The organism is Kitasatospora sp. NPDC089797 (genome assembly GCF_040684795.1).
Classification (GTDB): domain Bacteria; phylum Actinomycetota; class Actinomycetes; order Streptomycetales; family Streptomycetaceae; genus Kitasatospora.
The window spans coordinates 94,181-103,169 of record NZ_JBFBGS010000035.1 but is presented as its reverse complement, the minus strand read 5'-3'; the positions used below and the strand labels follow the sequence as shown (position 1 = coordinate 103,169).

Genomic DNA, 8,989 nt, shown 5'->3' with positions numbered 1-8,989 from the left:
TCGCACGCGAGGTCTACCGCGCGCTCACCGGCGCACCAGCCGAACACACCACGCGAACCGACCTTGCTCCAGCCGCTTGACGTCTATAGGAGCATCCACGAGGCTGCCGGCAGCACTCACCCGCGCCTCACCGCTCCGGGCGTCTCCCTGTCGGGGAACGCGCAAGGGCCCGCCCCTCGGTGAGGGGACGGGCCCTCGGTGGATCCGGAACAGGTGGCGCGGGGTCGGGCGGTGACGGCCTCGAGGGGTTCGCCGACGGCAGTGCTAGCGGAGCCGAGGCCGACGGCGACGCTGCTCCCGGCGGCCGGGTTGGTGGCTCCCCGCCCGATCGGGCACGTTCGGGGCACGGCGATAGAATTAAGCCGCCCTGCGTCGGTCGATGCCCACACCCCTAAGCGTCGGCCTGTTGTGGAGGGGGCCAGCCGTGTTCGAGCCGGGCCAGGGCGGGGCCGGCGCAGTGTGCCGACGCCACCGTCCTCGCGGACGGCGCCTACACCGACACCCGGCTCGTCGTCCCCCACCGCCGACGAGCCGACCGCTCCCTGCTGCGGGCCCAGGAGGAGGACAACGCCGAACACCGCCGCGTGCGCGCCCGCGTCGAGCACTGGGGAGCCAGCCGGCGCTCGTCGGACGAGGGCCGGCACGGGCCGGTGGGGGCGGGTTCAGCGCGGCGCGGCCAGCAGGTGGAACGCGCCCCGGACGACGGCCTGGCCGGTGGTGAGCACGGCCGCAGGGTCGGGCGCAGTGTCGGGGTCGGAGACCAGCAGGCCGACGGCCAGCGCCCGGCCGTCCGGGGTCCGCACCAGGTGGCTGAGGGTCACCACGCCGGGCTCGCTGCCGGACTTGGACCAGACGGTCGGGAACCGGGAGAGGTCCAGGTTCAGGCCGCCGTCGGCGAGGGAGAGGGCGCGGTCGATCTCCGGCTGGTCCAGGCGCAGCAGACCGGCGTAGGCGCGGCAGACGTCGACCGGCGAGGCGAACCACTCGATCCGGTCGATGTCGCGCGGCTCGGTCCAGGGCGGTGACGTGTCGGGCAGCGGGAGGCGCTCCAGCCCCTCGACCACCGCGGCGCGCTCGTGCGCGGGGGCCGACAGGTACCGGTGCGCGTGCGCGCGGACATACTTGAGCTGGAAGAACGCCCTGGTGGTCAGCAACGGTGCGTTCGCCGCTGGCCGCTGATGGCCGAACAGCTCGAACTGCCGGGCCACCGCCTCTCGGCCGAGCCGGTGGATCAGGTGGTCGGTGGCGGTGTTGTCGCTGACGGACATCATGGCGACGGCGAACTCGGCCGGTGTCAGCCGGTCACCGGCCGGACGGTCCTGAAGGATGCCGGAGGGCAGGCTCTTGGCCTCGTCGCGGACGGCCAGCAGTTCGTCCCAGGACGCCCGGTCCTCGGCGACGGCCTGCCCGAGCGCACCCAGCACGTACAGCTTGAAGACCGAGCCGGTCGGGCGCAGCGCGTCCTGCCGGAGACCGTGCACGACGTGGCAGCCCTGCGGGGTGATCTCGGCGGCGGCGAAGGAGACCCGTCCCGGCAGGGCGGCCAGCCGGTCGTCGAGTTCGGCCCACGAGGCCGGTGGTGTCTGCTCAGCGGTCATCGCCACGTGGTCGACCCGGCTGGCCGGGTCGATCCGCACGGTGAGCAGGAGGTCGCCACTGCCACTGCCACTGCGCACGATAGCCTGCGCCCGGTCGTGCCGGGCGGCCACCAGCCTGGTCACGACGATCGGGCCCATCGCGGCCGCGGTGGCGTTGAACCCGTCCGGCCCCCCGCTCGCGTCCAGCAGTGCCGGGGCCACGAGTTCGCGCAGCTCGCCCTCCGGGACCGGCACCCTGGCCGAGGCGGCCGCCAGCCAGTCCAGCCGCTCGGCGGCGGTGGTGGGTGTGGTTTCCGTCGTCCGCTCGATCATCGCGTTCCCCCCGGTCCGCTGAGGAGCCGTCGGCTCCATTGGATCCACAAATGGAAACATTACCGGAGCCGGAAACGTACTGCTAGCCTCGGCGGATGAGCACCGCGGACCTACTGCTGCACCCGGTCCGCCTGCGGATCGTGCAGGCGTTCCTCAACGACCGGGCCCTCACCACGGGCGACCTGCGCGACGAACTGTCCGACGTCGCACCGACCACGCTGTACCGCCAGGTGGGCCGACTGGTCGCCGGCGGTGTCCTCGCGGTCGCCGCCGAACGGCGCGTCCGCGGGACAGTCGAGCGCACCTACATGCTGCGGATGAACAGGGCCACCCTCGGCCTGGACCACCTCCAGGAGATGACCGCCGAAGAGCACCGCCAGGCCTTCACGGCCTACGTCGCCGGCCTGCTCGGCGACTTCGACCGCTACCTGGCCCGCGGCGACACCGACCTGCTGCGGGACCAGGTCAGCTACAGCCTGGCGGCCATGTGGCTGGACGACGCCGAGTTCGCCGAACTCCGCCGCGAACTGGCCCGGGTGCTCGCACCCCGCCTCGCCAACCCGCCCGCACCGGGTCGCACCCGCCGGATCTACGCCCGCGTGCTGCTCCCCGGCGACGGCCCGTCCGGCGGGCACCGGACACCGCCCGTCGACGAGACCGGCGCCTAAAGCTTGTTGTAGAAGGTCGGGGGTGGGCAGGTCGGTGTGTGCTCTGATCTGCTGGTTCACCGGGTTCGGGCGAGGTTGTGCAGGTGGGCGACGGCCTGCACGGCGTGGTGCAGGCCGTCGCCTTTCTGCCGGCAGTCGCGGAGGATCTTGTCGTTCTTCATCCGGGCGAAGGTGTGCTCGACGCGGGCGCGCACACGCCGGTGTTCGGCGTTGTCCTCCTCCTGGGCCCGCAGCAGGAGCGGACGGCCGGCTCGTCGGCGGTGGGGGATGACGAGGCGGGTGTTGGTGTAGGCCTTGTTGCCCGGCACGGGCCGGGCGGTGGCGACCACGAGCCGGGTGTCCGCGTCGATGACGACCTGCACGTTCGCGGAGAGCCGGTAGTTGCGGCCGGAGGCGCCCACGGTGGGGTCGCGTACCGGGATCAGGGTGCCGTCCACGATCCACAACCGCTCCACACCCGGAGCCGGGCGGGCGACGGCCTCCAACGCCAGCAGCGGCCCGAGACGCTGGACGATGCGGCACACCGTCGCTGTCGAGATCCCGAACAGCGGCGCCGACTGCCGCATGGTCAGGTCCGTCCGGTAGTAGACCGCGACCAGCAGGACCCGGTCCGCCGGCGGCAGGCACCACGGCCGGCCACCACCGGGTCCGTTGTCGCCCCGCTCACGCACCACCCGCACCAGGCCCTCGAACTGCCGCACCCGCAAACCCGTGAACGTCTCCACCCACAACGGCTCAGCCCGCAGCACCCCACCCCTACAGGAGAAATGCCCCAGCCCAAACCTTCCGCAACAAGCTTTAGTGTGAGAGCCGCGGCCGTCTGCGGGCTTGCTACGACATGGCCGTGGCTACGTGGCCGGGCAGGCACGTGTAGCGGTGGGTGCGCAGGCCGGGGTGGCGGGAGTCGGCGGTGGGGTGGCCCTGGCCGCGCCGGATCAGCTGGCCGGATTCGAGCACCTGGCGGGTTTGTCGTCACCCGCCGTTCGTAGGTGATCGGCGAGGACGCCGGGGAGGTCGAGAACGACGATCGGGTCCGGTTCGGGCGAGGGTGGCTGTCGTCCCGGCGGTCCCGCAGCTGCCCGAGGTCCCCGACATCATCCGGCTCTCGGTACCGACGTCATGGGGCACTTCAGGCTGTCACGGTCTTTGCCTGCTGTGGACCTTGCCTGAGGTTGATCAGGGTTCGATGCCGTAGAGAGCCGCGGCGTTGCCGCAGCTGAACTTCCGTCGATCCTCCTCCGAGGTGAAGTGTGCGACGAAGGCGGTGATGTCGTCGTGGGTCGGGCGCTGGAACGGGTAGTCGGTCGAGAAGATCAGCCGGTCGACAGTGGTGACCGTCAGGGCGTGCCGCAACAGCGCCGGGTTCAGCATGCCGGAGGCGGTGATGTAGAAGTTCGACCGGATGTAGTCCGACACCGAACGCTGGAGGCCGGCGAGGCGAGACAGGCTGTCGGCCCGGTCCAGCCAGAACAGCAGCATCTCGCCCCAATGCCCGAGCACCACCTGAAGCTTCGGGTGCCGGTCGAACGTGCCGCGCAGGATCAGGCGCAGCGCCGCGGTGCCGGCGTCCAGGTGCCAGCCCCAGCCGAACGTGGCCAGCGCCAGATCGGTTATGGCGTCGAAGCCGCGGTAGGAGGCGTCACGCAGCGCGTCGGAGGGAATCTGCGGGTGGATGAACACCGGCTGTCCCAGCTCCGCCGCGGCGGCGAAGAAGTCCTCGTACGCCGGGTCGTCCAGGAAGCGGTCGCCGGAGCGGCCGTAGACCATGGTGCCGACATGCCCGGCTGCCGCGGCCCGGGCGAGCTCGTCGGCGACGTGCTCCGGCGAGGACAGGGGCAACGTCGACAGCGCGCGGAACCGCCTCGGGTGGCCGGCCACAGCCGCGGCGGCAAGGTCGTTCGCAGCACGGCTGAGCCGCACGGCCTGCTCCGGGGACAACGGCTGGGTGCCGGGAGGCGTCAGAGCGAGAACCGACACGTCGATCCCCTGGGCGTCCATGGCGGCGATCCGCCCGGTGCCCAGGTCTTCCAGGCGGTGAAGGTTGTCGCCCGTCTCGTTGAGGACGAGGCTTTCGTCCGGGCGCGGCACCGTTTTGAGGGCGGCCGTCAGATCGGGGCTGAGCCAGTGCTCTTCGATGGCGATGAGGGTCATGTTCCGATCCCTGTCCGGAAGTTGTCGGAGAGCAGGTGCTGCCAGGGCACTGTCGGACCCGGCGGTGCGGGTGCGGCGGTGCGGGCCGTGCGCTGCCGTGGGTACGACGGTGGCCGGCTGGTCTTCGGACCGGCCGGCCACCTGCTCGGCTTGATGACCTTGAACGTCAAGCCACGTGGTGTCGGATCGTGCGTGCCCCGTCAGGCTGATCACCGGGTGGGGAACGTGGCCGGCGTCGTCTCAGGACCGGGACGCCAGCGCCTGATCGAGCCACGCGAAGGCGATCGGCCCGGCACCGGGTTCTCCCATGTGCGCGAGCCTGCCGCGCACGACCAGGTCCGTGTGCGTGGCGTCGCCGTGGGTGGCGGCGAGGAGGCTGTCCTCGATCGGGAAGATCGAGTCCTCCGTCCCGTTGATGACCAGCAGCCGGCAGGCCGGCGAGTCCAGCACGCCGGAGTCGACGAGGCTGAAGCGGTGGGCGTCGGCAGTGTAGGCGGCCACCGCCGCGGCCGGGTCGGCGTCGCGATAGCCGAACTTGTGGGCCAGCGCCTCGGCCAGATCGAAGGGGTACTCCATCTGGTTCTGCGCGCCGATCCATTCGGCGTCGAACATGCGGTGGCCCCCGCCGCCCTGGGCCACCGCCGCGGACAGGCGGTCGGCGTGGGTGTGCGCGACGCGCTGCGCGTAGTACCCGCCGGTGCTGACCCCCCAGGCGAGGATCGTGGCGGGGTCGAAGCCGGACTCGGGGGCGCTGTCGGTGACCCAGTCGAGGATGCTGCTCATCAGGCGGTCGGCGGAGGCCGGGTCGCTCGGCGCCGCGGGGCAGTCCCCGGTGCCGGGGATCTCGAAGGCCAACGTCGCGTAGCCGTGGTCGACGAGTGCCTGGACGCGCGGCGTCTGGTCGGTCCGGTAGCCGTCCAGACCGCAGATGAACAGCACCACGGGCCACCCGGCCTCGGGCCTCGGGCCGCTGGGCACCCACAGGTAGACGGGGATGTCGGTGTCGCTGTCGCCGGCGGCGAGGTCGGCGTGCTTGAACGGGATGGCGACGGGCACGACCGGCGGGTCCATCAACCTGCCGCCCTGCTCGTAGGCGGCCTTGCCCTTCTCCCACGCCTCCTGGCCCAGCGGCGAGCGGACCACGGGGAACCGCGCCGTCCGGTAGACGGCCGCCGCGCGCAGGAACAACTCCCGCGCCCGGTCGGTCTCGCCCCGCTCCGCCGCTGCCCGCGCCTCGTCGGCGAGGCGGTCGCCGACCGGCAGGAACGGCCGGGCGAAGTCGTCCGGGCGGGACAGGAAGGCCGGGTCGTCGCCGGAGACCGCGATCAGTTCGGTGAAGACCGGCTCGAAGTCCGCCAGCCGCCCGTCCTCGAACGGGTAGACCCCGGCGGCGCACGGCCCCCGCCACTTCTGCTCCCACAGCGCCGATACCGACTCGTGGTGCGGGAAGTAGGGGAAGCCGTCGCGGAGGTTCTCGGCGGTGGACTGGACGTGGAACGGCGTGGACATGGCTGTACTCCCGGTCAGAGGGCTCAAGGCGCTGGGAGCCCGAGATTTCCTTAGAACTCGAAGCAAGTCCCACCGTAGCTTGCTTCGAATTCTAAGGAAATGGGGATGTGAAAGTGACCTATGCCACAGAGATGCTTTGAATTAGGAGCACTATGCTGGCCGGATGACCGAGAGCCCTCCCGACCCCGAAGCCCGGCCCGGTGGCGACGAGCCGCTGAACCCGGTCGAGCTGAAGACGCTGATCGCGCTCACCGAGTCGGTCAACCTGCTCCAGTACCGGCTCGAGCAGCAGTTGCGGGAGATCGCCGGCGTCAGTTTCGTGCAGTTCCAGCTCCTGGTCCGGCTGCGCGACGCGGGCGGGACGCAGACCATGACCCAGATGGCGGACGGCGTGGTCTACAGCCGCAGCGGGATCACGTATCAGGTCGGGCTGTTGGAGAAGGCCGGGCTGATCACCCGCGGCCCGGACCCGGACGACGACCGCGCGACCGCCGTCACCCTCACCGACGCCGGCCGCGCGCTGCTGGAGCAGGTCCTGCCCCCATACGTGGAACTGGCCCGTCGCCTGCTCTTCGATTCGCTGACCGGTGGTGACCTGCCGCAGCTGGCCGAGATCATGGCGCGGGTCCGCGACCACATGCGGGCCCAGCCCTCCCGCTCGGCCACGACGGTACGGCGCCGCCGTGACGACGCCGGAGCTTGACGCTGTCGCAAACCGTCAAGAAGCTGTCGGGGGGAACTGCGACAGCGTCAGGGCTCCGTTTCGGTTGCATCGGGGCTCTGCGTGATCGTGTGAGACCCGGCCGCGTGCTTGGCACGATGGTCCCAGGATTGGCCGGGCCGTTGCGTCCAAGGCCAGGTGGGCGCTGTTACTGGGTTCCGGCGCAGTTGGTGAACGTTGCCCTGGTCCGTGCGCTGTAGATGCTCGCGCCGCCGTTGGTGTCGTACTTGAGGGGCACGGTGATGGTGTCGTCGGCGGTCCACGGGAAGTCCTGGGCGTCGAACGTTACTGCCTGCGTCCGGCGGCGCCCGGCGTTCCGGGTGTTCAACTGCGGGTGCGCGCGGTTGGACGCCTCCGGGGTGTCGGTGATCGATTGACAGAGTGTTCGCCGATCCCGGTAAATGACGCAGCAGTGGCCCGCCGTTCGCGGTCGGCCCTCCGGTCCTAGCGCGGAGTTGATGCTGTGTCAGTGCGAGAGCGTGAGCGCGAGAACGACGCCCGGCCGGACCTGCACGGCGTGGTCGCCGCCGCGCTGGCCCCCTTGGTGCCGGTGCGGGGGGTGACCGTTCGGGCCGGCGGGGCCGGGGGGCGGCGGCTTGTCGTCGAGGTGCTGCCCGAACCCGGGCCGGAGGGCGACGCGCAGGACGAGGCCGTCGTGGTGGAGTCCTGGCAGGCCGTGTTCGAGGACGCGTACGGGCTGGTCGCGGACGACGACGGCCCGGAGGCCGGCCGGCTGGCGGGGTGGACGGACAGTTTCACCGGCCGCCCGATCGGTGCCGCGCACATGGCCGAGTGGGTGGACACCACGGTGGAGCGGCTCGCCCGGCTCGGGCCCCGTGCCGTCCTGGAGGTCGGCGCCGGTACCGGGCTGCTCGCGCGGCCGCTGGTCGAGCGGCTCGGCGTCCGCGAGTACACCGCGACGGACTTCTCCGCCGAGGCGGTGCGCCTGCTGCGCCGGCTGGGCGACGACCTGCGCCGGGGCCGGCCGGAGACCGTGATCACGGTGGCGGAGGCGGCCGCCGACGTGCCCGCGCCGCCGGCCGCGGCGCCGGACGGGTACGACACGGCGGTCGTCAACTCGGTGGTCCAGTACTTCCCTTCGGTGACGTACCTGGAGTCGGTGATCGCCGCGACGCTGCCCCGGATGGCGCCCGGCGGGCACGTGTTCCTCGGCGACCTGCGGGACTCCCGCCTGCTGGAGCACTTCGCGGTGCTCAAGCACGAGCTGCGGCGGGACCCGGGACCGCGCAGCGGCCTGCGACTGGACCACGTCGCGGTCGAACTCGCCGGCGACGTCGAGCTGAGCGTGGACCCCGGCTACCTGGCCGACCTGCCGCGGCGCTTCCCGGCGATCACGGCGGTGGAGCTCGCGCCGCGCCTGGGGGCGGCGCCCACCGAGATGACGCTCTTCCGCTACGACGCCGTCCTGCACGTGGGCTGCCCGGCCCCGGCGCGGACCGGCCCGTGGCGGCCCGCCGCGCGGATCGGCCTCGACGAGCTGGACCGGCTGCTGGCGGGCGAAGCGGCGGGGTTCGGGATCAGCGGGATCGCCAACGCCCGCCTGGGCGAGGCCCGCCGGCTGCACGCGGCGCGACGGGCGGAGCCGGTCGACGGGCCCGGCGCGCCCGGCCTGGACCCGGAGGCCGTCCACCGGCTGGCCGAGCGGCACGGGCGGCCCGTCCGGCTGAGCTGGCGCCCGGACGGGCCGCCGGGGGACTACGACGCGTGGTTCCCGGGCCCGGACGCGGACGAGCACGAGCACTACCGCGTCGCGGTGCCCGTCACGGCTGCGGGCGCGGTGTGCCGGCAGCAACTGGTGCCGCCCGCCGTCTCGGAGGACTGGCGACGGGCGGTGCGCGAGGCGCTCGCCCGGCACGCGCCGGACGGCGGCGAGCCGCCGGAGGTCGAGTTCGTTCTGGCGCTCGGCTGAGTGCGGGCCTGGTGGCCACCCGGCCGCCCGGGTCATGATGCGGTGCCACGGCTTCGGCGGGGTGTCCGTCGGTTCCTTCGCGCGCTGGGCCGCGCTCTCC

General features: G+C 72.4%; 9 protein-coding genes and 1 pseudogene. 4 read left to right on the top strand and 6 right to left on the bottom strand.

Annotation, left to right across the window (positions count from 1 at the left end):
• Window positions 1-461 precede the first annotated feature (461 nt).
• Window positions 462-605: pseudogene (locus AB0O91_RS26875) on the top strand (IS5/IS1182 family transposase); the annotation flags it as partial.
• Window positions 606-662: 57 nt separating this feature from the next.
• Here AB0O91_RS26875 and AB0O91_RS26870 read toward each other — a convergent pair.
• The gene (locus AB0O91_RS26870) at window positions 663-1,910 is read right to left on the bottom strand and encodes a serine hydrolase (protein ID WP_363437918.1); all 1,248 of its coding nucleotides are present in this window, start codon (window positions 1,908-1,910) and stop codon (window positions 663-665) included.
• A 95-nt stretch (window positions 1,911-2,005) separates the two neighbouring features.
• On the opposite strand from AB0O91_RS26870, the gene AB0O91_RS26865 reads away from it, so the two are divergent.
• Entirely contained in the window at window positions 2,006-2,578 is a 573-nt protein-coding gene (locus AB0O91_RS26865; RefSeq protein WP_363437915.1) for a helix-turn-helix domain-containing protein, read from the top strand.
• A gap of 56 nt (window positions 2,579-2,634) precedes the next feature.
• Here AB0O91_RS26865 and AB0O91_RS26860 read toward each other — a convergent pair whose 3' ends face one another.
• The 4 genes from AB0O91_RS26860 to AB0O91_RS26845 all read right to left on the bottom strand — a co-directional run bounded on the left by AB0O91_RS26860 (window position 2,635) and on the right by AB0O91_RS26845 (window position 6,238).
• Entirely contained in the window at window positions 2,635-3,327 is a 693-nt protein-coding gene (locus AB0O91_RS26860) for a transposase family protein (protein ID WP_363437912.1), read from the bottom strand.
• An 82-nt stretch (window positions 3,328-3,409) separates the two neighbouring features.
• Window positions 3,410-3,535, bottom strand: a complete 126-nt coding sequence (locus AB0O91_RS26855; RefSeq protein ID WP_363437909.1) for a hypothetical protein — start codon at window positions 3,533-3,535, stop codon at window positions 3,410-3,412.
• Between the two features lie 219 nt (window positions 3,536-3,754).
• Entirely contained in the window at window positions 3,755-4,729 is a 975-nt protein-coding gene (locus tag AB0O91_RS26850) for an amidohydrolase family protein (RefSeq protein ID WP_363437906.1), read from the bottom strand.
• A 240-nt stretch (window positions 4,730-4,969) separates the two neighbouring features.
• Window positions 4,970-6,238, bottom strand: a complete 1,269-nt coding sequence (locus AB0O91_RS26845; protein ID WP_363437904.1) for an alpha/beta fold hydrolase — start codon at window positions 6,236-6,238, stop codon at window positions 4,970-4,972.
• 163 nt (window positions 6,239-6,401) lie between these two features.
• Here AB0O91_RS26845 and AB0O91_RS26840 point away from each other — a divergent pair, with 163 nt between their 5' ends.
• Window positions 6,402-6,941 (top strand): MarR family transcriptional regulator, encoded by a 540-nt coding sequence (locus AB0O91_RS26840; protein ID WP_363437901.1) that lies wholly within the window; start codon window positions 6,402-6,404, stop codon window positions 6,939-6,941.
• A 166-nt stretch (window positions 6,942-7,107) separates the two neighbouring features.
• Here the strand turns inward: AB0O91_RS26840 and AB0O91_RS26835 are convergent, their stop codons facing one another.
• Entirely contained in the window at window positions 7,108-7,287 is a 180-nt protein-coding gene (locus tag AB0O91_RS26835) for a hypothetical protein (RefSeq protein ID WP_363437898.1), read from the bottom strand.
• A gap of 141 nt (window positions 7,288-7,428) precedes the next feature.
• Between AB0O91_RS26835 and AB0O91_RS26830 the strand changes: the two genes are divergently transcribed.
• Complete coding sequence (locus tag AB0O91_RS26830; RefSeq protein WP_363437896.1) at window positions 7,429-8,889, top strand: class I SAM-dependent methyltransferase; 1,461 nt, start codon at window positions 7,429-7,431, stop codon at window positions 8,887-8,889.
• The last annotated feature ends 100 nt before the right edge of the window (window positions 8,890-8,989 follow it).